Annotated in this window: 20 protein-coding genes and 2 pseudogenes; 7 read left to right on the plus strand and 15 right to left on the minus strand. The window is 67.6% G+C overall.

All coding sequences use genetic code 11. The annotated features are described in order from the left end of the window. Positions 1–954 precede the first annotated feature (954 nt). The 10 genes and pseudogenes from ACGFZW_RS00260 to ACGFZW_RS00305 all read right to left on the minus strand — a co-directional run bounded on the left by ACGFZW_RS00260 (position 955) and on the right by ACGFZW_RS00305 (position 9,129). Positions 955–1,080, minus strand: a complete 126-nt coding sequence (locus ACGFZW_RS00260; RefSeq protein ID WP_393890722.1) for an LPFR motif small protein — start codon at positions 1,078–1,080, stop codon at positions 955–957. A gap of 107 nt (positions 1,081–1,187) precedes the next feature. After that, positions 1,188–1,484, minus strand: coding sequence for a hypothetical protein (locus tag ACGFZW_RS00265; protein WP_393890723.1), 297 nt, complete (start codon positions 1,482–1,484; stop codon positions 1,188–1,190). 81 nt (positions 1,485–1,565) lie between these two features. Further along, positions 1,566–1,892 (minus strand): plasmid stabilization protein, encoded by a 327-nt coding sequence (locus ACGFZW_RS00270; RefSeq protein ID WP_393890724.1) that lies wholly within the window; start codon positions 1,890–1,892, stop codon positions 1,566–1,568. 158 nt (positions 1,893–2,050) lie between these two features. Continuing rightward, on the minus strand, positions 2,051–2,419 hold the full coding sequence (locus tag ACGFZW_RS00275) for a hypothetical protein (protein ID WP_393890725.1): 369 nt from the start codon (positions 2,417–2,419) through the stop codon (positions 2,051–2,053). Between the two features lie 643 nt (positions 2,420–3,062). After that, a complete protein-coding gene (locus ACGFZW_RS00280; RefSeq protein ID WP_393890726.1) occupies positions 3,063–3,245 on the minus strand; it encodes a hypothetical protein in 183 nt (60 codons plus the stop codon). A 314-nt stretch (positions 3,246–3,559) separates the two neighbouring features. Further along, on the minus strand, positions 3,560–4,612 hold the full coding sequence (locus ACGFZW_RS00285) for an iron-containing redox enzyme family protein (RefSeq protein ID WP_393891261.1): 1,053 nt from the start codon (positions 4,610–4,612) through the stop codon (positions 3,560–3,562). A gap of 87 nt (positions 4,613–4,699) precedes the next feature. Next, a pseudogene (locus ACGFZW_RS00290) lies at positions 4,700–4,870 on the minus strand (CDGSH iron-sulfur domain-containing protein); the annotation flags it as partial. Next, entirely contained in the window at positions 4,854–5,540 is a 687-nt protein-coding gene (locus ACGFZW_RS00295) for a HemK2/MTQ2 family protein methyltransferase (protein WP_393890727.1), read from the minus strand. The gene ACGFZW_RS00295 and the pseudogene ACGFZW_RS00290, both read right to left, overlap by 17 nt. A gap of 986 nt (positions 5,541–6,526) precedes the next feature. After that, positions 6,527–7,723, minus strand: a complete 1,197-nt coding sequence (locus ACGFZW_RS00300; protein WP_393890728.1) for an aromatic acid exporter family protein — start codon at positions 7,721–7,723, stop codon at positions 6,527–6,529. A 715-nt stretch (positions 7,724–8,438) separates the two neighbouring features. Next, positions 8,439–9,129 (minus strand): annotated as a pseudogene (locus ACGFZW_RS00305) (hypothetical protein). Between the two features lie 144 nt (positions 9,130–9,273). Between ACGFZW_RS00305 and ACGFZW_RS00310 the strand changes: the two are divergent. The 7 genes from ACGFZW_RS00310 (at position 9,274) to ACGFZW_RS00340 (ending at position 15,368) form a co-directional block, all read left to right on the plus strand. Further along, positions 9,274–9,672 carry an alpha/beta hydrolase fold domain-containing protein gene (locus ACGFZW_RS00310; protein ID WP_393891262.1) on the plus strand — a complete coding sequence of 133 codons (399 nt, stop codon included), beginning with the start codon at positions 9,274–9,276 and terminating at the stop codon, positions 9,670–9,672. Next, entirely contained in the window at positions 9,612–9,986 is a 375-nt protein-coding gene (locus tag ACGFZW_RS00315; RefSeq protein ID WP_393890729.1) for an alpha/beta hydrolase, read from the plus strand. The genes ACGFZW_RS00310 and ACGFZW_RS00315 overlap by 61 nt, the downstream gene beginning before the upstream one ends. Before the next feature lie 192 nt (positions 9,987–10,178). Beyond that, positions 10,179–10,406 carry a DUF5133 domain-containing protein gene (locus tag ACGFZW_RS00320; RefSeq protein ID WP_393890730.1) on the plus strand — a complete coding sequence of 76 codons (228 nt, stop codon included), beginning with the start codon at positions 10,179–10,181 and terminating at the stop codon, positions 10,404–10,406. 153 nt (positions 10,407–10,559) lie between these two features. Next, entirely contained in the window at positions 10,560–11,744 is a 1,185-nt protein-coding gene (locus tag ACGFZW_RS00325; protein WP_393890731.1) for a zinc-dependent alcohol dehydrogenase, read from the plus strand. A 72-nt stretch (positions 11,745–11,816) separates the two neighbouring features. Next, positions 11,817–12,419 carry a flavodoxin family protein gene (locus tag ACGFZW_RS00330; protein WP_393890732.1) on the plus strand — a complete coding sequence of 201 codons (603 nt, stop codon included), beginning with the start codon at positions 11,817–11,819 and terminating at the stop codon, positions 12,417–12,419. A 119-nt stretch (positions 12,420–12,538) separates the two neighbouring features. Further along, positions 12,539–13,429, plus strand: coding sequence for an SDR family oxidoreductase (locus ACGFZW_RS00335; RefSeq protein WP_393890733.1), 891 nt, complete (start codon positions 12,539–12,541; stop codon positions 13,427–13,429). Positions 13,430–13,745: 316 nt separating this feature from the next. Next, positions 13,746–15,368: a peptide MFS transporter gene (locus ACGFZW_RS00340; RefSeq protein ID WP_393890734.1), complete on the plus strand. Its 1,623-nt coding sequence runs from the start codon at positions 13,746–13,748 to the stop codon at positions 15,366–15,368. A gap of 270 nt (positions 15,369–15,638) precedes the next feature. On the opposite strand, the gene ACGFZW_RS00345 is transcribed toward ACGFZW_RS00340, so the two are convergent. The 5 genes from ACGFZW_RS00345 to ACGFZW_RS00365 form a co-directional block, all read right to left on the minus strand. Next, complete coding sequence (locus ACGFZW_RS00345; RefSeq protein WP_393890735.1) at positions 15,639–16,817, minus strand: hypothetical protein; 1,179 nt, start codon at positions 16,815–16,817, stop codon at positions 15,639–15,641. A gap of 80 nt (positions 16,818–16,897) precedes the next feature. Next, positions 16,898–17,653: a dioxygenase gene (locus tag ACGFZW_RS00350; protein ID WP_393890736.1), complete on the minus strand. Its 756-nt coding sequence runs from the start codon at positions 17,651–17,653 to the stop codon at positions 16,898–16,900. 272 nt (positions 17,654–17,925) lie between these two features. Next, complete coding sequence (locus tag ACGFZW_RS00355) at positions 17,926–20,328, minus strand: ATP-binding protein (protein ID WP_393890737.1); 2,403 nt, start codon at positions 20,326–20,328, stop codon at positions 17,926–17,928. A gap of 727 nt (positions 20,329–21,055) precedes the next feature. Beyond that, positions 21,056–21,316, minus strand: coding sequence for a hypothetical protein (locus tag ACGFZW_RS00360; protein WP_393890738.1), 261 nt, complete (start codon positions 21,314–21,316; stop codon positions 21,056–21,058). A 508-nt stretch (positions 21,317–21,824) separates the two neighbouring features. After that, positions 21,825–22,172 (minus strand): PRC-barrel domain-containing protein, encoded by a 348-nt coding sequence (locus tag ACGFZW_RS00365; protein ID WP_393890739.1) that lies wholly within the window; start codon positions 22,170–22,172, stop codon positions 21,825–21,827. Positions 22,173–22,845: the final 673 nt, after the last annotated feature.

Genomic DNA, 22,845 nt, shown 5'->3' on the forward strand with positions numbered 1-22,845 from the left:
ATGTAACGCGTCGCGAGGATAAACGGGGCTCGCCGATCTCCCTCATGGAGGGATAGATCATCGCGTAATCGGCTATCCAACGCCTAGCGACTGACTGCCATCGGCATAATTACGCGCATATCAGCGGAAGGCAGCATAATGGGCGCCGTCTCATCCAGGGCGTAGGCGCGCCGACGCGAGCCCTCGGCCGTCGCCCCGGCGCGACCCGTCCCTTACCCCGCGGGCCGACGCTGGATGGCTGAATCCGCGCCGGGCTGGCTCTCGTGGGCGGAGACCGGCGTGGCATCGATCGAAACAGCTCCCCGTCGCGCTTTCGAATCTCGCCAGACTCCGCGGACGGCGCGTCGGCTCGACCTCCAGATGCTCGCCTCCCAGCCAGCCTCTTCATAGAGCTCCACACGTACAGGCTGTGGTTCACGAGCGATCGTCCGACATGGTCGAAGCCGTACGACGCGAGGTCTGACACCAGCTCGTCCGCGACCAGGATCCGCGGTCTGCACCGCTGGTCTCGTTGAAGTTGTCGCCTCGGTAAAACGGCATAGAAGTCCCGTGGGCAGACCGTCGTACTCGTCCCCTCGATCACTCTCACCGACATATGGTGCCTCCGAACGGCGCGGACAGCGCGGCCGTGCGTTACCCGACGGGGTGCGCCGGGCCCTTCACCACCCAGGTTGCCGCCGCAGCCTTGAGGGAGCGAGGGAACCGGTGCCCCTTCACATCTGTGCTCCAGTGGCGCGCCTGTTCGCAGTCGCACTCGTGTATGCCGCTGTCGGGCACCCCCTCACCGAGCCGGAAGGGTCTTCGCTCATACCCCTTGTCTACGCCGGCCCGGGAGCAGCGCTACCCAGCGCGCCGACACCTTCTCTGAGGCTGGGCAGAGGCAAGCCCGGCTGGACGGAAATTCCAGCCGGGCTTGACCTTTGGAGGATCCGCGCGTCGAGGCACGGACGTGCGTCAGTGATGGCCTTGGGCGGAGCTTGAGGCGCCGCCGAAGAGGCGGGCCACGGCCCGGAACGGCGGGGTGACGACCGTGGCCATGGCCCCGCCGATCGACCGTGGAAGATCTGCAATTGCGCTCAACGCTGGATCTCCTCTCCCCCAGCGCCGCGCACCGGTTCTGGCTCGCCGCTGCACGCCCGACCATCGGGCCGGCGTCCAGGGGCCGACCCAGCAAACGTTCGCCCAGCTCACGCCGCCTGGCGTTCTTCCACGAGGTCCAGGAGCTTGGCCTGTGGCGTCCCGACCAGAGCCGGGGCATGCTCACTCGACGACCAGACCTTCGTCTCCAACAGGACGAGGAACCTCACTGCCTCGCCAAGGGTCTCGAAATCGAGATCGAACACGACGTACTGCGGATCGCCGACCGCACGCTGGACGTGACACCGGAGGACCCCTGATTGCCGGCGGAACTCGGAAAACCGGTCGAACCAGCCCTTCCAAAGATCGAAGTCCGTGACCGAGTGTTCAACACGGAGCGTGGTCATACTGCCTCCCCAGACAGACGACATTTCCTGTCTTCCACTCCACGCCGAAAAGCGTCCGCCCGCGACCGGGCGGACTTCGGGTCAGCGGCCCAGGGCTTTGCGCAGCTGCTGCTTGTTCATCGTCGAGCGGCCCTCGACGTTCTTCTTCTTCGCCTCTTCATACAGCTGGTCCTTCGTGGGGCCCTGAGGACCGCTGTGCGAGCGCTCACCGCCCCGCTGCGAGGCTGACTTCGGATCGCGGGTCGAGGTCTTACTTGCCGACTTCGCCTCACCGGAGCGCGCGCGTTCCTTGTTGACGGTCCGCGCGGCGATCTCCTCCGCGCGCCCCTCGGAGGTGCCGCGTTCCTTGGCGCCTTCCTTGATGTGCTCGTACTGCCGCTCCCGCTTACGGTTCGATCCTGCAGGCATGACCTACTCCTCTCACAGACTGGAGACCTCTTGTTCGGGCCTGCCCACAGCTGCACGGGCGGTGCCCGTGCAGGGGCGGCGCCTCCCTCTAGTCCACACCCATGTGCACCCACCCGCAGAAGGTGCGGCCGAACGCAAAGACGCACTTGGGGGTGCGTTCATTCAGCGTCCTCTCCCTTCGCGGCAGACTCCTGCGCCTCCTCGCTGGTGGTCAGCGCATCCCCTTCCTTGCCCTGCTGATCACCGGCCCGCTCGCCGTGCACCTGTGAGGCCTCAAACTCGTCCAGGACCTCTTCGGCGGCCGTCCTGGGGGGCTTGTCGTCCTTGTCCTTGCAAAACCTGTCATCGCGCTCCCTGCCTCCTTCGAGGGCAAGCCGGCATTCTCCGTGCCCGGGTTCCCTGTCAGCTCCCCAAAATGCCCACAGGCGGCCCGCCATTGCACGCGGCGGAGAGCTGCCGCGCTCCGCCGCGGTGAATTCGAAGTGCTTGACCGCATGGGTAAAGCTCCCGGCCGACGTCCTCGCCATCGGCAGCCCCTACCCGTGGTCGTCACTGGCGACTACCCCGTCCAAGCGCACCGGGTGGTCAGCAGCCTCAGCCAGGACCTCGACGTTGCCACCGAATGCCCGCACCCATGCACGGCCCTCACCGACGGCATCTCCGCGCGAGGCCGGCACGTCACGGTGATCAGCATCGCCCGCTGTCGGCCGTAACCACCGACTCGGAGAGCGAGGCATGCGAAGTCGACATCCTCAGGGAGATCTGTGGGCTCCGCCGAGAAAGACCGAATGCGGACCTGGCCCTCTCACTCGACGCCGTTTAAAACCGAACCCGTGCTCTGGCCGATCGCGGCGCCATCCATGACCTCATCGACTTCCCGCTGCCGCTGACCGACGCTCCCGCCCGGAAATCGACGGCTCCGCCCGCCACGGATGCGACGCGTTCCGCCTCGACGTCCTGCGCGATTGTGGGCCCGGCTCGGTGCACTCCGCCGGCTGAAGAACGGATCTTCGGCACGTGGTCGGTGCGGTGCTTCGATCGACAGGGAGCGATTCGAGGCTTGCCGCGTACCGAGCTGTGCGTCGACTGCCAACGCAGTCATGCACGTCCCCGTGGCCACCAGCCTGACGACGGAGTCGGACGGGCTGTCGGGCAACGGAGCAGCAGCCTTCACTCTTCGGCACCCGGGTGGTCGTCCTCCGGCTTCGGCGCTCTTTTCGGTTTCTGGCCGCGAACGGACGGCTGGTCGGCGTTCACCTCCTCGGCGCTTCGGTCTCTCTCGTTCTGCCCGGGCGCACGCTTCGCCTCCTGGCCTTTTTCACGCGGATCCTTGTCACGACGCTTCTCGCGCATCCTCACTCCTCGGTTGCTGTGAGCGAGACACCATCACCTCATTCTTCGCGTCGAACGACCTGCGTTGCTGCGCCATTCAGCCCCCCACGACAGACGGGGCCTCCGGACCGAAAGCTGCAGGTGTCGCTACCTGACCGGCACCGTCCTGGCTGCCGCTCGGGCCGCCAAGCCGGTAGCGCCTCGTACATGCGCGAGCCGCCACCTGTGTGTACCCGCACCGGCGGTGCACGCCCCCACCTCGACGCTTCCATGACTACGCCCGTGGGCTCGACCACCGCGCAGGATCCCCGGCCTGCCCACTTCACCCCAAGGCTTCATAGAGTCGGGTCACAATCGCTTTTGGATAGCGTGCGCCGCTCGCTGTCCTGGAGCAGCGCTGACTGCCCGGCACGCCATGCCCGCAGGAGATGGGAGGCCAGTTGGTTCTCCAAGTGCACTGTGGCGTCGGCTCCGAACGCCACTTCTGAGTTCAGGCGCGGCTCCTCGGCGAGTAGGCCGCCGATCACCTCTCGCCGTACGACCTGTTCGTGTACGGCGTCCGCTTCCACGTGTTCCGCGTAGAAACGCTCGGCTGCAGGGCCGGCGCCGGTTCGCCGCATAGCCGCGGCGAGTCGACGTGAGCCCGGCGACGAGGTGACCTCGACGCAAGCGAAGTGGCCGACCAATGCTCCGCGCAACGCTCGGTGCAACCCGAACAGCGTCATCACGTTCACTACAGCGAGGGCGGGGGCGGGCGCCGCCTCCACATAGTGACCGTATTCCGTGTCCAGTCCCAGGTCTGTCATGAGCTCGGCGAAGAGCTGGGCATGGATGTTCTCGGCCCGGCCGGCGCCGAACTCGTCGTATTCGATGGCGACCATGCCCGCCTTGGCTCGGCCGCGGAGTCGGGGAATTACCCATGCGTGCGGGTCTGCCTCTTTGAGGTGATAGAGCGAGCGCAGAGCGGCGTATTCCCGGATCTGCCACAGCTCTCCGTTGTGCTCAAGATGATGGGCGACGCTGTCGCGGTGGTCCGTGGGCTCCACCAGCAGCTCACCGAACACCTCATCCGTCGAGCGGTCGACGGGCACGTCGGCGCGGAGGGCTCCGAGGAAGCGCTCTTCGAGCGCCCGCCGTAGCGGCATGAGCGCGGGGTCCCACTCACGGTCCTCGGCGACGTCGGCAAATCCGCGGTAGTGCAGCTCGTAGAGCACGTAGAGGGCCAGGTGCAGGTCCTCCCCGTAGGGGTCAGCGGTCGCGGCCTCCCTCACGTCGGGAGGGGCTTGCTGGGGCGAGGCGAGGGCGGCAAACAGGCCAGCCGAGAGCGTCCCCCTGGCCCTGGGCACGGCGGGGCCGGCGGGGCTGTGGTCAGTGGTGGTCGCCGTCATGGGTGTCCTTCGGGTTGTACCGGGAGGCTGCTCGCGGTCATCGCGAGGACCAGCGCCGGGGGGCCTCCTATGGCGGCGGTGGCTGGTGTCGCACCACGGGTAGATGTGGCTGCGGCGACAGGTGCAGACGGCGACGATGAACCGGTCGGAGGTGGCGAGAGTGCCGTCCTCCTGGGCGATCTCCACCGGTCCTTCGATCAAGATCGGGCCGTTGCGGTCGACGGTCAGCCGCCTGGCATGGTCAGCTTCGTTCGGCACGGATGACCACCAGTTCCTCTGTGTCTTCGTCGGCGCCCACCAGGCCCCGGGAACGCAGCCATGACAGCCGTTGGGTGATCACGGGGCCGAAGGGCACGTGACAGCGGTTCGTCACCGAGCAGCGCAGGTCGGTGTCGGTCAGCCGTCTCAACGTTTCCTCGACCCCGCAGAGCCCGGAGTGCACCATGAGCAGTACGCCGTGCGGTCGCAGCACGTCGTGAGCTTGGGCGCAGATCCGGTCCAGGGCCTGCCGCCCGCCGTGACCGGCGTCCCAGGCAACCGCAGGCCCGTGGCTGTGGGTGCGGTGTGTTTGCGGAGCAGGCACGTACGGCGGATTGCTCACCACCATGTCGAAGCGCTGCTCGGCCACCGGCGCGGTGAGGTCGCCGCGGAGCACCCGGACGTGGTGCCCGGCGCGGGCGGCGTTCATCCGAGCAGTGATCACCGCCCGTCGCGAGATGTCGGTAGCCGATACCCGGGCCCCCATCCGCGCGGCCAGCAAAGCGAGCGCGCCGCTTCCCGTGCAGATGTCGAGGACGTCCATGTCCCCCGTGATCCGTTCACCGTGAAGCGCGCTGGCAAGCAGGTAGGTGTCGGCCTGGGGAGCGTAGACCCCGGGAAGGGTCCACAGGCTCCCCAGGTCGGTGGGCCGTGCGGCAGCAGTCGTCATCTGATGTCTCCATGAGCATGCGAACAGGTGGTCCTTCGTTCGTCTCCACAGACGCGTGCCCACCTCTTCAGATTCGGTGTGCCTGCGGTCCGCCGCCACTCGAACGGCGCTCTCTGGCCTCCTGCCCTGTGCCTGCCGTCGCATGCTGAGGTGCTGGTGAGCCCTCCGGTAGGCGCCGTTGCAAGGTGGGCGGGTAGGGCCTGGCCCCGGGCCCGGTCGGCACCGTCCACGTCACTCGGGAACACGCGGATGGTGCCAATGGGCCTGTCGGCGGGCACCAGTCCGCAGAGCGGCCCGGGGCCAATTCGATCCGCCCACGGGCCACGGGCCGCAGAAAACCCGGAGGAACGATATGAGCCGCTTCGGCTCAGATACTGCCGCCCGCTCGGTTTTCGGCGACCGCAACATCTCGCCGAAAGTTGCCGTCCGGCAGCATGTCGTGACGGCGCGTGTGTACGCTTGATGATCACAACTGTCCGAAATCAGGTCCGCTCAGTCGGCTGGTCCGGGTGTCGAGGGAGAGCCGCACCTGCAACAGGTCGTCGGCGACGATGCCGGGAACGAGGTGACCGAGTCGGATCCCGCCTGCTAAATCTCGGCGAAGACGTTCGACGAGTTTGCGGTGCGGGTCATCAGGCCGGTCTGACGGACCAGAGGCAGCAACTACAGCACCAAGTTCATCCCGATCACCGTTCCTCGCTCGGGGAGCTGGTCAGCGGCCGCCTCGACGCCTGTGGTCCTGCTAGGGCCGCCTCGCGGCCACTGGCTCGACGGATGCCGGTGAGGCCCGAAATTGCGTACCAAGTTTTCGAGCACGGCGAAGTCGAGTACGGACTCACCCGAGACAACCGGGGGACACCCGCCTCAGCGTTCAGCAGTGATCCCAGCGGCTGCGCTACAGGACGCAGCCTTGCCCCCACGATCCAAACTACTCGACACAGTCGCAGACATTCGTGCTGTGAGGCACGACGGGAATCGCTGCTGTCCTAAGTGTCGGCGTAGCGTTGGAGTACGTCGCTGGTGTGCTGGACCTCCTCCATCAGCCGGGTGGCCTCCACAACGAGTACGCCGTATGGGCGGGCGGGGTCGGCGAGTGGCAGACCGTCGCTCTCGGCTTGCTCGGCTACCTGTCGACGGCAGCGCTGGGCCCGGTCCGCCAGTTCGTACAGTTCGTCGGTCTGGTCGGCCAAGTGGTCCTCGTCCAGGGTGCTGAGGAGGCGGGCACTGTCGGTGATGGATTCCAAAAATGTGCCGTAGCGCTCGAGGAAGGCGCGGTAGTTGTAGCTGGTCTCGGTCTCGCGCCACTGGTCGAGGCTGCGTATGAGGGAGGCAGCCTGGTACAGCGTCCGTTCCAGCGCTTCCAGCATGGCCCCGTAGTTCTCGAAACCGGTGCGCCCGTGATGGCGGCGAAAGAGGCGGCGCGGGTTGTAGTAGAGGCTCTCCCGCGCCGTGCGCATGCCGGCCCGGGCCTGGGTGATCAGCTCACCCGTCCCAGCCGCCCGCGCGCGCCACTGCGCGGTCTGCTCCCCCTCCAATTCGCCTGCGGTCAGCACCGGATGAATGTCTCCGAGCAGACCGCACAGGGCCTGCGCGAGGGTGCGGACGCCGTATTCGGCGCTTCGAAAACGCATTGGCGGAAAGATCACGAGGTTCACCGCGAGGGCCACAACAGACCCGATGAGGACGAGGAGAACGATCTGCCCCAGCTGGGTGACCTTTTCCGAATACCCCGCCGCCGAGGCGTAGGTGGAGAAGGCGAAGAACGCCGCCGTGGCCACCTGCCCTCCCTGCGCCCCCAAGGCCGGCCACCGCCCGATCACCAGAGCGACCAGAGCCACCAGCGCGAACGTCACCACCTCGGGCCCGGCCAGGAAGCCCAAAGCGACCTGCACTGCCACTCCGGTCGTTACTGCGCCGACATAACGCAGGGACTGCACCAGCGACTGGTAGACGGTGACCTGCATGATCAGTACTGCGGAGAACGGTGCGAACGCCGGCGACTGCGCACTCAAAAGGCCATAAGAGATCAGCCACGCGATGGTCGCGGCCAGCGTGCTCTTGCCGATCAACAACACCGCATGGCGTTCATGGCCGTCCGAACCCAGCGCCCGACGCCACCACGGACCGATCCGGGCGAGTCGGCCTGCCTTCAACCGCTCCACCGGGCCCGCGCGCCTATTCATCCGCACCCTCCGCTTCTGCGCCCGACCAGGCGCCAAATGTCCCGCCCACCTCGTGCCCCACCACAGCAGACGCACCCGTATCGGAAAGCGTTGTACTTCGTTGCCGCCCACCTCGGTTGGGGCTCAGGGAGGGGGTGACAGCACAGCGTTTCGGGTCACGGATGACAGCTTGGGCCCGGGGCGAACGGACAGGACCGCGGGATCTCTGCGGTTGTGCAGCCGCAATACTGCAAGGCAGCGCCGGAAGCGGGCAGCCCTCGCGCAACGCCAAGAGTGCGTACTCGTCCCGGGGATGCCAGCGGCCCCGCGACCGTCCGCTGGCATCGACGGAGAAACGCAGCGCCCAACCCCTACCACCTACAGGCGCGGTGCCGGCGTACCAATGCGTGCAACCGGCTCTCCATCGGCCAGCCCCCGGAACACTCCTCGCCCGGGCTGCCGGGCAGTCCAAGCTCAGAACTGATGCGTGTGAGTCCTTCGTAACCCGCGGAGCACGAGCCGGGCTTGGGCTGGACGCTCGCGTTCATCCCTCGCTGACAGTGCGCCCATGGGTGTTAGTCGTGAACGTCTCGCCCAAGTCAGGTGTACCCCCTTAGCGTCGCGCGTAAGAACGCATGTGCATCGGAGCACAGATGGGCGCGCTGCAGTGTCTCCTTCCATCTGTGCGAGACAACCCCCGCGCCTCCCGGGCAGCGGGCCACAGCTTGTCTTTTGCTCAGCCTTCGCTGCCGGGAGCGGTCGCCGACATGGCGTGGCTGAGGGCGGCTACACAGCCGTCGTACTTTTCCCGCATGTCTGCCTCACCGTCCCCTCCGGTGAAGATATGGGCCAGTTCGAAGCTGTAGCTGTCCTGCTCCGGCATCCGTGACAGGCGCTGGCCCTCCTCGGGGACCATGTGCAGCTGCACGCCGGGGATCTCCTCCTCGATGCGGTCGATCTCCTTCCGGGTCGGCACGCTGTGCACCACCCCGTCGGCGAACCAGCGGAAGTACCACTTGGCGGCGCGCTCGTAGGGGCCGGATCCGTTGGGCAGTGTGGGGTCTTCACCAAGGGCGAGACTGAGCATGCAGTGGTGGTTGGGTACGCCGTCGACGCATTCGAAGAGTTCCGCATGCGCCTGGGAGTGGCGCGGGTTGATCTCCAAAAGGTACGAGCGTGCTGACGGGAAAGTCCCAGTAGCCGACGATCGCATCGATACTCCCGTCGACGCTGTCCAGCACCTCCTGCGCCTTCTCCAGCAACCCGGCGACGGACACCTCGCCCACCTGCAGCTCCTCCATGGTCAGCAGACCATGAAAACGGTAATTCTCCGCCCCGGGCACCCTCTGCAAGGCCGGCAGATTGGCTTCGTCCAGGCCAATCACAAAAGTGTTCTTCTCACTCACCGGTTCTCCTCTTTCGTGCATGGCCTGCGGTGTGGGCACCCTTCGAACCGCCGATAACGCAGCCAGCTCCGCAGTCAAGGGGTACCGTCCCGCCCTCGCCAGAGACTTGCTCCGGTAGTGCCTGGAACGCAGAAGGCACGCCACATGGCGGCCTGAGCGTTCGAGATCTCTCTCGGCTTCCGTAGCGGATGGCCGTGCTACGAGGTCAGCGCCCGCCACACCAGCGCTAAGGGCTTCCAGAGCAACAGGGGTACGAGTGGTCCGCAGGCAGAGGTTCGCTATCTCCATAGCGGTGCCTACATCGAGGAAATCGGGTCCAATCACCAGAGCCTGATCGAGCAGCTGGCCCGGGACGTGCCGGCGCGTGTCACCGTGCCCATCTACCCTCTCGCGCCGCGCGGCGCAGCGGCCCGTGTCCTCCCGAAGATCACCGCCTTGGCCGGCACGCTGACGGAGCGCGCCGCAGACCCCACTTTCTTCATGGGTGATTCCGCCGGGGCGGGATGGCCCGCGCGACGGCACAGCGCCTGCGAGACATCGGCGCCAGGCCGCCGGAACGGCTGAGGCTCATTACTCCAGGGCTGGACATCACGCTGGGGGATCAGGCTGTACCGAACATCGAGCCTCGAGGCCCCCTGGTCAGCCCAGTGAACGGCAAGATGGCAGGCCTTCCCAGCACCAGCGTCTTCATCGGCACCCGGGACATCCTCTCCGCGGAAACTCATCGCTTCCGTGATCTCGCCACGGCAGCTGGTGTCGAGGTGGAGTTCCACGAGGCGGCAGGCGATGTCCACGCCTATCCGCTGTCGCCCACTGCCGAGGCCAAGCGCGCCCGCCAGCAGATCGTGCAAGCCCTTGTCTCCACCAGGGCGACCTGACTCGGCACCCAGCAGATCGACACCCACGACGGCCACCACCCTCGCAAGGGGCCCGCAAATGTGGGCCCCAGCTGGACTCGAGGAACAGGCGCCTCCTCATGGCACGAGGCCACGGAACATAAGCGTTCGGATGCCGGGTACTGGCGTCAGAGCCCACCGAGATCGTTGGGCCACAAGGCTGAGGAGTTCGACATGCTGATGGCCCACCCTGCAGTACTGCGCAAGCTCGTGGACGAGTACGAGGCCCTGCAGGCCGTACATGCAGAACGCGGCACCGCTGACCCATACGGGCGCATGCTCGAGGTCGCGTGCGCCCTGTGCATATCCACCGGAACTTCCGACGTGGATGCTGCTCTGATCGCCGCACGCCACCAGCTTCCCGGAGCTCAGGTGTATGACGACTCCCTCCTCGCCCTCTGAGCGCACATGAGCGCCTTTCGCGGTGGGCCCAATCGCAGGTAGCGCGGTCGACCCGGGCCAGTGTCGCTGGCGTGCTCCCATGCCCGTCGACGCCAATTAGGGGCAAACTGGGTAAAACGCTCTTGCAAGCGCGACAACTCGAAGGGAGATGCCATGAGGGCTTTGACGTGGCACGGTAGGCGCGATGTCCGCATCGATACGGTCCCCGACCCCAAGATCGTGGATGCGACCGACATCATCGTCCGCATCACGTCGACGGGGATTTGCGGGTCCGACCTGCATCTATACGAAGTGCTCGGACCCTTCCTGGATCCGGGCGACATTCTCGGCCATGAGCCGATGGGCATCGTCGAGGAGGTCGGGCCGGAGGTCACCGACGTGGCAGTCGGGGACCGGGTCGTCGTGCCCTTCAACATCTCCTGCGGCACCTGCTGGATGTGTGGCCAAGGGCTCCACTCACAGTGCGAGACGACCCAAGTCACCGAACGAGGCATGGGAGCCTCTCTCTTCGGCTTCTCCAAGCTCTACGGGCAAGTGCCCGGTGGGCAAGCGGAGTTGCTACGCGTTCCCTTTGGCAACACTCTCCCTGTGAAGGTGCCGCACGGTCCGCCGGACCAGCGCTACGTCTACCTCTCCGACGTTCTCCCGACGGCGTGGCAGTCTGTCGCTTACGCCGACATCCCGCAGGGCGGGACCGTCACTGTCCTGGGGCTGGGCCCGATCGGCGACATGGCCGCCCGCATCGCCCTGCACCAGGGCGCCAGCAAGGTTATCGGCGTGGACCTCGTCCCCGAACGCCTGGCACGGGCACGCGCCCGGGGCGTGCACACCCTGGACTTGAACGACCACGGAAAGAACGTCGGCGACGAAATCCGCAGCCTTACCGGAGGCCGCGGCACTGACGCCGTCATCGACGCGGTGGGCATGGAGGCCCACGGCGGCACCCTGGCCAGGGCGGCCCAGCAGTTCGCCGGCCTACTGCCCGACGCACTGGGCGAGAAGATGATGGGCCGCGCCGGCGTGGACAGCATGGCTGCCTTCAACACAGCCGTCGATGCCGTGCGCCGAGGTGGCACCATCTCCGTCATCGGAGTCTACGGCGGCGCCATCGACCCCATGCCGATGCTGACCATGTTCGACAAGCAGATCCAGCTGCGCATGGGCCAGGCCAACGTCAAGCACTGGGTGCCCGACATCCTCCCGCTCCTCAACGATGTCGACGTCCTCGGCGTCGACGACTTCGCCACCCACACTCTGCCCCTCGAAGAAGGGCCGCGCGCCTACAAGACCTTCCAGGCGAAGGAAGACGGCATGATCAAGACCGTCCTCACCCCCTGAACTGCCAGGTGCCAGCCGGCACGGAAGCCACGCCATTCCCCCATGGCGTATCAATGCTTGAGGAGTCCCCTGATGACTCGCGCTGTCGCGCTCGTCTGTACGCTCAACGCCTCACCCGCCCCCTCCAGCAGTCAACTTCTCGCGGACCAGATCATGGCCGAGCTCGCCGGCCTCGGCGTCAAGGGCGAGACGATCCGCGTCGCCGACCACGAGGTCCGGCCGGGCGTCGCGCGTGACATGGGCGACGGAGACGCCTGGCCCACCCTGCGGGAGAAGGTCATGGAGGCCGACATCGTCCTTGTCTCCACCCCAATCTGGCTTGGTCATCCCTCAAGCCTGTGCCAACGCGTGCTGGAGCGGCTCAACGCCGACATCTCGGAAACCGACGAGCAGGGCCGGCAGCTGACCTACGGCAAGGTAGGCCTCGCGGCCGTGGTCGGCAACGAAGACGGCGCGCACAAGGTGAGCGCCGACCTCTTCCAAGGTCTCAACGACCTCGGATTCTCCCTCGCGCCGGGCGCCGTTGCCTACTGGGTGGGTGAGGCTCAACAGGGCACGGATTACCAGGACCTCGAACAGACTCCGGAATCCGTTACCTCAACGACCCGGACTCTCGCGGCCAACGCGGTGCATTTGGCCCGCCTGTTGAGCGAGAGCCCTTACCCGCCTAGCTGACTCAGCGTTGCCTCGAGGAGCAGCACAGGACCCAGGGTCGAAGGGCGCCGCCCAGGCCCGCCCGCCCTCGCTCCGGTCAGGGGCGAATTACCTTTGTCACGCAAGGAAGGAGACCTGACGTGGCAGGCGACAACCGAGCCGAACAGAACCCCGTCACCAAGCACCCTCAGCCGGAGTTCGAGCAGCAAGAGCAGACCCACCCAGGCTGGACGGGGCCCATGGACCCTCCGCCTGACCACGGGGAAGAGTCCTACCGGGGCAGCGGCCTCCTGGAAGGACGCAAGGCAGTGGTAACCGGCGGGGACTCCGGCATCGGGCGGGCCGTCTGCTTGGCCTTCGCACGCGAGGGCGCCGACGTCCTGTTCACCTACCTCCCGGAAGAGGGCAAGGAAGCCGGTGAGACCTCCCACCACATCGAGGAAGCCGGCCGCACCCCGGTGGCGGTGCCCTGCGACATCCGTGAGGAAGAGCAGTGCGCGCGTCTTATCGAACGCGCGGTGACGGAGTTCGGCAGGATCGACATCCTCGTCAACAACGCCGCCTACCAGATGTCACAGCCGGACGGCATCGGTGCCATCACCACCGAACAGTTCGACCGCGTGGTCCGCACCAATCTCTACGGCATGTTCTGGCTCTCGAAGATGGCCGTGCCGCACATTCCTCAAGGCGGATCGATCATCAACTCCGCTTCCGTGCAGGCCTACAAGCCCAGCCCGCACCTGCTGGACTACGCGATGACCAAGGGGGCCATCGTCACCTTTACCCAGGGGCTTGCGCAGATGCTTGCCTCCGACGGCATTCGCGTCAACGCGGTCGCCCCCGGGCCGGTGTGGACCCCTTTGATCCCAGCGACGCTGCCGGACACCACTACCTTCGGCAAGCAGTCCCCCCTGGGCCGGCCCGCCCAGCCTGCGGAGATGGCACCCGCCTACGTCTTCCTCGCCTCACCACAGGCCAGCTACATCACCGCTGAAGTCCTCAATGCCACCGGAGGCACACCGCTCCCCTAGGCAGCCGCACGGCCCACCCCAGCAAACGGCGGTGCCGCGAATTCATGCGCAGCGAGCGGTGCTCCCGCCCGCAGGGGTGGGCGGGCTTGAGCCTGGCACATTCCAGGTGCTGCACCACTCCCCCACCGCAGCTTGAAGCCCCACCGGCGTGCACCGCCTCTAGGACGACGGCGTCAGGGCCCCTGAGCCTCTTCCTCCCCAGGCCGCCACCTCGTGATCACTTCGAGCCGCTGCAACGGGCTTCCGTACGCGGGAGGGTGAGGACAGTGCGCCGGGGCAGCCGATGGGTCAGTCGACCTACCCGGAGGCAGCGAGTATGAGTGCGGCATCGAAGGATCGGCCAGAAGGAGCCGGGCCGGGGGAAGGGCCGAGGGCTCCGGGTGAGAGCGACCTCGTACCCCCGGCCAGCCCGCCGGCCGACACTGAAGGCGCCGTCTGGCGGGCCAAAGATCGAGGGTTTTTCGGGCACCCGCGGGGGCTGGCCACCCTCTTCGCGACGGAGGCGTGGGAACGCTTCTCGTACTACGGCATGAAAGCGATCCTGCTCTACTACATGTACGACCGGGCCACCGAAGGCGGGCTGGGAATCGCTCCCGCCACGGCGAGTTCACTGATTGCCGTGTACGGCGCGTCGATCTATCTGGCCGCGATAGGCGGCGGCTGGTTCAGCGACCGGCTCCTCGGCGCCCGCCGGGCCACGCTGTACGGGGGCACGCTCATCATGCTCGGCCACATCTGTCTGGCGCTGCCTGCGGGACGGGGCGCCCTCTACGCCTCCATGGCGCTCATCGTCTTGGGCACCGGGTTGCTGAAACCGAATATCTCCACATCGGTGGGCAGCCTCTATGCCAAGAACGACCCCCGCCGCGACGCCGGATTCAGCATCTACTACATGGGCATCAGCGTCGGTGCTGTGCTGGCCCCGCTGCTGGTGGGCACCCTCGGCCAACGCTACGACTACCATCTCGGCTTCGGACTCGCCGCCATCGGCATGGCCGCCGGGCTGATCGTCTACATCCGGGGCGGACGCCGGCTCAGCGCCGCGGACCTGCGCCCCAGCAACCCGCTGCACCGTTCGGACATCAAGCTCGCGCCTGCCCTCGCCATAGCGGCCCTCCCGACGACCCTGACAGCCCTGCTGGTTGTGGCAGCGCTCACCGGCACCCTCACCGCCGACGCTGTCGTGGGCGGCATCAGTGTGCTGGCCGTCGCCCTCCCCGTGGGCTACTTCACGGTGATGCTGCGCAGCAGCCGTACGACACCCCGCGAACGCGCCGGAGTCCGCGCCTACATCCCGCTCTTCGTCGCGGCCGTCTTCTTCTGGTTCATCCAGGAGCAGGGCGCCAGCGTCCTCGCGCTGTACGCGGACCGCAGCACCGACCTCGGGGCGCTGGGCTTCACCGTGCCGTCATCATGGTTCCAGTCGACCGGCTCCCTGGTACTGATCTGCCTCACTCCAATCTTCGCCGTGCTGTGGGTCCGGCTCGGGAGTCACCAGCCGCCTGCGCCCGCCAAGTTCGGCCTGGGGCTGATCTTCGCCGGAATCAGCTACGTCCTGTTGGTCTATCCGGCGCTCCAGTCCGGCAGGAGCAACCCGCTGTGGCTGTTCGCGAGTTTCGCGGTCGTCACCGTCGGCGAGATCCTGCTGTCACCGGTCGGTCTCTCCGTGACCACACAACTCGCCCCCGCGGCCTTCGTCACCCAGACAATGGGCCTGTGGCTCGCCTCGAACGCCGCGGCACAGGGCATTTCGGCCCAGGTCGTACGGCTCTACGACCGTGACCACGCGGCCATGTACTTCGGGGTGATCGGCGGTGCGAGCGTCGCGGTGGGCCTGGCTTTGCTGGCCGCTCTCCCCGCCGTACAAAGTCGCATTCGAACCGCGACCGGGGTCCCCTCCCCCGCCCCGGGGCGGGAGGTAACCCGCCGCGGAGTGTAGCGGCGGGACCAGGCGAGTCTTCTGCCATCAGTGCACGAAAGCACGAGGACCGGACACCCGCCGAAAGGGGTCCGGCCCTCGCCTGTGACGACGTCGGGACCCCCCTGGGACCCGCCGACTCGAAGCTCACGACTTCGCATCGCTCACGGGGTCGGTATAGGGCGAGGTCTACCGCCCGCGCCAGAGAATGGCCGCTTGATGCGAGAGCGATGCGAACGTCAGGGGTCGTTGGGCCTGTGCGTACCGGGGGCCGCGCGTGAGCTCTGGCCGTCAGCGCGCGTCCGTGTAGCGGGTGACGGCCGGGACGAGGTCGCCGTGAGTGGCGATGCCTGCGACCCAGAGTCGGGAACTGTTCGGGACAGTGGCGAATCCGCGCACCACCACCCCCGGGCCGGGTGCCATGTCCCACCGCTTGTCCGGTGCGTTCCATCGCAGGGTCACGGGAGCCGACCCCTTGCCACCAACGGCCCGGATCGTGCCGTCCGCGGACCTTCCGACGGAGCGCAGACGGCCATCCGCGACGTCGGGGGTAGTGGTGGCAGCCCACTTCGTGCCGTCCCAGTGAACCGCGTAGGGACGCTCGGAGCTGCCCACAGCGCTGCCGCCGACCGCCCAGATGTCATCGGCGCCCAGGGGGGTGATCCCGCTCAGCCAGTGAGCGGCGTCGGCCGGGTCGGGAGCGGCGATCCGCTTCCAGGCTGTGCCGTTCCAGTGCAGGAGCAGAGACGTCTGAGGCGGCTTCTCGTCGTCGCCGTATACCGCGCCCACAGCCCAGACATCGTCCGGGGCGACGACCGCCACTCCGTTCAGTTCACCGGCGCCCACGTCGGGCAGCGTCTGCCGTTTCCACGCCTTTCCGTCCCACAGTTGTATGGCCGGCACCCCGTCCTTGACCGACCGGGCCATCGCCCTGCCTACCGCCCACGCCTGTCCGCCGGGGGCCGTCGCCACGGCGTCCGGGACGACGCGGCCGGCCGGATCCCGGTCCAGAGCACGGGTGGTCCAGCTCTTGCCGTCCCAGTGCTCCGTCGCGGACCCGACGACCCAGATGTCCTCGGCCGACCGCACGGCGAGAGCCTGCGGAAAGCTGTTCTTGGGGAGCGTGGATTCCTGGGTCCAGGCCGTGCCGTCCCAGCGCAGTGCGACCGCGTCGAGGGAGGTGGCGCTCTTCAGCTGGTAGCCGACGGCCCAGGCTTGTGTGTCGCTCAGCGCGGAGACAGCGGTCAGGTCGCCCTTCTCCAGGGGGACCTGCGTGCGCTGCCAGGTGCCGGTGTGCGCGGCGGCGGCCGGTGCGGGCTGCGCCGACGCGGCCGGGTCGCCCGTCAGGGATATCACGGCGAGCGATGCGGTTGCGACGGCGGCAGCGAGCGCCGGCAGCAGGCGCGCTCGGCGGCGTGCGGGCTCCCTGAGCGGGGTGGTGGGTGACGGCGACGAGGGCGATGGTGCCATGGATTCCTCCGTGGGTGGTGCGCAAGGGGTGAAGGGCGCCTGGCCGTGGCGGCGGGGCACCTGGCCGGTGCGGGAGGTGCTCAGGAGGTGGTCTTGAGGACGAAGTCGAACGTGCCGGAGTACGCCCCGCCGGGCCGGGTGGTGAGGGCGATGGTGCAGGCGCGGTTGAGCAGTCGGTCCGCGGCGTTGAGGGCGGCGAAGTCCCGGCCGTATGCCTTGGTGTCGTCGGGAAAGTACAGCTGGGTGACCAGGAGGGGGCTCCCGGGGGCCTGCACCCGGGTGTGGATGTGCGGTGCCCGTTGCCCCCAACGGCCCCAGTAGTCACGCGGGATGATTGTCCGCAGCAGGAACGCGCCCCTGTTGTTCGTGTACTGGTGACCGCGCAGCCCGAAACCCGAGGTGTCGTAATCACCGTTCTGGTCGCACTGCCAGAACTCTATGAGGGTGTCCGGCAGCGGAGTGCAGGCGGTGTCGTAAACGACTCCCGCGAGATCGATCCGGACGCCCTGGGTGCCCGGGGTGACGACGTCACCGCGCTCGGGGGAGGCAGGCTTGAAAAGGGGGCCCTCGATCGAATCCGGGGTCTCCTGACCCGAGCAGGCGGGGGTGACTGCCCAGGCGAGCGCCGCAGCACTGGCCGGCGGCGCGCCCTGGGGCGCGGCAGCGGGAGCTGCTTGCTGTGCCGAGGCGGCCGAAGCGGTGACGGTCCCCGCAAGGGCGACGGAGGTGACGCCCGCGGACGTGGTCCGCAGGAACGCCCGCCGGGAGTTACGCCGGTCGCTGTCCGTGCGGTTCACGGCGCCGCGGGCATCTGGTTGCGCTTCATCGTTCCCCATCGCATCTCCCGGTGTAGGTGGTCTCGGGTCGCGCGACGGCGTCAACCCGGTGAAAGCGCCCCGGTGGCAAAGAGGCTGCGCGAACGGCAGCCCCCGGAGCGCCCTGTTCCGCAAAGTTTCCGGGGCCTCGCCGCGCAGTACATGGGTCGGATGACTGGTGACTTGTGCGCGTGACGAAACCACCGGACCCGCCGCACGGCTGCACCGCGCAACGCGTAAGAGGTTGAACCGGCCGAGCTCGTGCCTATGGGAAGAGGCGGGCCGGCGGCGCCTCAGCGTGGGTCAGGCTCCTGAACGGCGATCCAGAGGGCGATCTGCGTACGTGAGCGAAGCCCGGTTTTGTCACGGACCCGGTCGAGATGTCCTGCCACAGTGCTCGGGGAAAGGCCCAGATGCGCGGCAATCTGTCGATTGGTCAGACCTTTCGCGACCAGACGGGCCACCCCGGCCTCACGGGCCGTCAACTCGCCCCAGGGATCCGGGTATACGGCGTGTGCTGTTCCAGCGGTGGCGTCAGGTGTGTGGTTCCTCGTTGTGGGGCGTGGGGAGGCGTTGCTCCCCACGCCCCGTAGGGCGTACCGGGTCAGCTGCTCCCCACGCATCTGGCGGCCTGCGGTCAGAGCCGCTTCCGCAGTGGTGGCGCGCAGTCGCTTCCGCGCCTGTGCGGCGGTCGTCGCCACCTGCCGCTGCCAGTGTGCCTCGGGCTCCGTGTCGATCCGGCGGCGCATCTCGCCGGCCGCGGCGCATAGCCGAAGAGCCCGTTCCGCGTCGCCACGCTCGGCCGCTGTCATGGCGAGGCCCTCCAACGGGTAGAGCGAGTGGTAGCTCTCATCGGGCGCCTGGCGGAGCACCTCCTCGAACATTCCCTCCGCTCCGCCGACGTCTCCCTGGGCCAGGCGGATGGCCCCCGCGGTGTGCAATGCGGCCGTCAACTGGCTCGGCGGGGCTTCGACGCGCAAGGTGGGCAGGCACTCCCCCATCAGCTCGCCGGCCGCGGCTGCCCGGCCTGTCTGGAGCAGCGCCCAGGCCAGGTGATGTCGGCACAGCGCGGTATCCAGCGGACGGCCGAGCGGACGCACCACATCCAGACACTCGGCGAAGGCCGTGACAGCCTCCACGAACTCACCGCGCGAGAGCCGGGCTGCGCCCAGCGCGTCCAGCGCGTTGGCGGTCGCGGCGGGCCGACGCTGCGCGCGGCCCACTGCGACTGCCTCTTCAGCGAAGGCGAGCGCGGCTTTGTGGTCTGCCTGAAGACAGGCCGCACGGGCGGCCAGCGCCAGGGCCGCTCCCCGGTCCCCGCCGTCCCGAGCCTGCGAGAGGACCTCGGTCAACAGGGCGCGGGCAAGCGTCAACTGCTCCTGCTGGTAGTGCAGTCGAGCCAGAGCGAGGGCGAGCGGGACGTAGCGCGCGTCGGGCGGGTCGATGGCGTACGCGACCGCTGCCGCGAGGTTCTCCTGTTCCGTTTCGAGCGGTCGTACAACGGCGTCGGCGAACACCGAGCCGGAATTTTCAGTGCAGCTTGCCAGCCGGTCGAGCGCGCGGTGCCAGGTGGCGTGCAGTTCTCCCTCTTCGGTGAGCCGATTCATCCCGTAGGCACGGATGGTGCTCAGCTGCCGGAACCGTGCCGCCTCCGGTTCGTCCGCGGACACCCGCACGATCAGGGACTTGGCCTCCAGTGAGCAGAGCACACGCAGCACGTGCTCGGACGACACCGCGGAGACCGACGGCGCGCCCTCGCCCGCGCCCGCCTCCGTTGGCAGATCAACACCGCCGACACACACCGCGGTTGCCTCGGCGGCATCGAAACCGCCTTCGAGCACCGACAGGCGCCGAAAGACAATCCGCTCCACGGGATCCAGCAGGCGATGGCTCCAATCGATCGCGGCACCGAGTTCGCGGTGCCGGCCGGGGCCGGCCCGACTTCCGTCGGTGAGAAGGCCTAGCCTGTCGTCCAGTCCGCGCAGAATGTCCGCGGGCGGCAAGGCCCCGGCCCGGCGGGCCGCGAGCTCGACGGCGAGCGGCAGGCCGTCCAGCCGTCGGCAGATCTCGGCCACGGTAGGGACGTTGCCGGGGCTCAGCGCGAAGTCCGGCGCGCAGGCCCGGGCCCGCGCGACGAAAAGTCGCACGGCCTCTGCCGGTCGCAGCAGGCCCGCATCGGGTTCCTCGCCCTCGGGAGGGAGCGCGAGCACACCCACCCGGAAGACCACCTCGCCGGGTACCCGCAGGATTTCCCGGCTCGTGGCGAGAATCCTCAGGCCGGGGCAGGCGCTGAGCAAGGTCGCCGCCAACTGTGCACAGGCCTCGATCACATACTCACCACTGTCCAGCACAAGCAGCATGCTCCGGGGCCCCAGCGCGTGGACGAGAGAGTCAATTCCCGCCCGGCCGCCGCGCTCGCCGACCCCCAGCGCTGCCGCGACGGCCTGCGGAAGCAGTTCACCGTCACGGACTGAGGCAAGTTCGACCAGGTGAGCCTCTCCCTGGCGGCGATGGCTCACCTGGCACGCGAGCTCCAGCGCGAGCCGTGTCTTGCCGACTCCTCCGGGGCCGATCAGAGTCAGCAACCGGGTGGACCTCAACAAGGCGCGCAGTCGTGCCAGTTCGGTTTCACGGCCGATGAACTCGTCGAGCAGCATCGGGAGCCCCGGGCTCAGTTGCACTGGGGCAGCCGCCACCGGCTCCACAGTGTCCCGTCGCCCGGCGCGTTGTCGGAAAGCGCGCTGCCGGCAGGCGCCGGAACAGTAGCGGGCCGGCCGCCCACCCCGCGCCTTGCCCTCTCGCGTGTCCCGGGTGAGGGAGCGCAGATCGATGCCGCACGCCTCGCACTTCCGCGTCGTGGTCACCCGTCGCATCCTCCCCCACCGTCCGCACCCGCACCAGCGGCCCCTGCGCCCTAAGCAGGTTCTCGAGCCGCTCGCTCTTCCGGAACAGGATCGAACCTCACGGGTCAGGGTGAGCGAGACGGCTTGGCCCGGGCGGTCCACGCCGCTCGACCCTGTCCACTGAGCCGGCTCGGCCGCGTCAGCCGCCCGACCGACGCACCGCAAAACATTCCCTTGACGAGCCTTTGCGTCGCCTTCTGGAACGGCTCTGCCATGGCCACTACGGAGTCCGTCGACCCAATTCAGCGTGTGCCGTCGAGTTCGGCGCGCACCCCCATGCCGAGCACGACCATGCATGCCTGATGGGTGGGGGCGTGCAAGTGCTGTTCTTACGTGTGGCCGACGATGGCCCGGCCGAGTGGGCAGCGGACGTGTGACTCGCCTGACGCGGCCAGGCGACGCGGTCCACCAGGCCGAGGAGAGGGTTGTTCTCATGCGTCGCGAAGCCGACGGCGGTGCCGGCGGCGCGACGCCGCTCTTCCATCAGGCGGGTGGTGGTGCACGTCGAGGGAGCAGGGGCTCAGAGCAGAACCCGTGGGTCAGTGGCCGGCACCTGCGCGACGCGGACGCGCTGCCGCCCGCCGCCGGAAAAACCGTCTGCCAGCATCGTGCCGACGCAGTCGTCGTAGCCGCCGCCGTTCAGGAAGACGACCTTCGCCTTGGATAGCTTCAGCCGGTATTGCGTACTGGCCTCGCGCGAGTGGGGATTCTGAGCTGGATCGCTGATGATCGAGATGAACCCGTGCGTGGTCGCCCACGATCTGCTCCACGATGTCCCCAACGTTTGTCGAGGCGACCGCCGGAATGACGGGAGTGCCACTCCGCGAGTTGCCGGAGGAGCCAGCGCAGCCTCAGCTCAAGGCCGGCGCCGCAACGATGAGCGCCACGGGCCCGCGCGCCGAGGACAGCTGCATCAAGCCCTCGCCACCAGACGGAGAACTGAAGGGGTTATCACTCCGATATCGGCCCACTGCCTACTTTCATCCGCCGGCGCCGAAGACCGTCCATCGATTCCGTCGCTGGAGAGGACTCCGCACCGTCCTGGCGAAAGGACATCCTGATGACCTCACCGCCCGCGGCCTCGCTGTGCCGCAGCGGGAGAAGTACGGCGGGGCCGAGGAGCGGGAGCCGGCGAAAGTACTAGCCGAGCTGGAGCAACCTCCCTCGCGGGCATGCCGCGCCCTGGGCAACCCTGCCGGACACGGCCGAGGATCCACCGCCGGACGGGCCCGTAGCGCGCACGGCTCGGGGCCCGAGCGCCTGCCCGGGCCCCGAGCCGTGCATCGGTCTCAGCGCTGGTGGCTTCCGTAGTAGCCGCCGACCTTCTCGTGGTAGCCCGGGTCTCCAGTGTGCTTGCTCTTGTCGAAGTCGGGGGCATTTTTGATCTGTTCCTTGGTCCGGCTGACGTAGATCGTCTCTTCTGTTGTGTCGATGCCGCTGACAAGGCCGGCGGGCACCAGGACGTGCTTGCCGAAGATCCATACACCGGTGTCGACCACGAGGTGTGAGGCGCCGACATCATCGGAGTGCTTGTCGACCTTGCCAATACTTCCATCGGTTGCCTCTACCTTGTAACCGATCAGGCTGCTGCCGGTGTAACCGATCGCCGGCTGGTATCCCCACATGTTGGCACTCATGAGATATCTCCTTCGTCAATGTTTTAGAGGCCGGAATCAACATTCGCGACCCAAGTTCCGTGTGTTGTTCAGACTGTCCAGGCTTCGAGTGCCCACCGTTCCCTGCCATATTCATGGAACGGTGAGTGCCTCACATGAAGATCGGCGAGCAGAGGCGCCGGCGGTGATGAAGGCCCGGTTCCCGACTTTTGTCTCGCGCACCCTGGCCACGAGGCGCCCATAACGGTCATCTGGGACCTACCAGCGGCCCAGCCGCCTCCCTTGCCGCCACAGGAACTAGAACCGGATGAAACGGAGGAGCCATGCGACGAGAACGATGGTCGCGATCCATCGCAGAGTTTGAGCGTGAAGTCAGCACCGAAAGACACCTGGGCGAGCGGAACAAGTAGCGAAGGAGCCACTGTTATCAGCCTCCGGGAAGCCGTATGCCCTGAATTAGTCCGTCATTCGTCCGAATTCATGACCTAATCTCCGTTTCCGGACGTGCGAGCGGTGTACGCCGACCGCCGGGAATTATCGGGGTACGTGACCGCCCATCAGGTTTGCCGACCGCGTCAACGGTGAGTCGGAATGTTTTCGGGTGGCCTCAGCTAGGCACTTCCGAGCTGCTCCCCGCGGGGGCGTGTTGCCGGTGCGGGTGTGTACAGTCGGCTCGCCTCGGCGGTTGCCGGAA

Origin of the sequence: Streptomyces sp. NPDC048248 (assembly GCF_043201875.1) — a bacterium.
GTDB lineage: Bacteria > Actinomycetota > Actinomycetes > Streptomycetales > Streptomycetaceae > Streptomyces.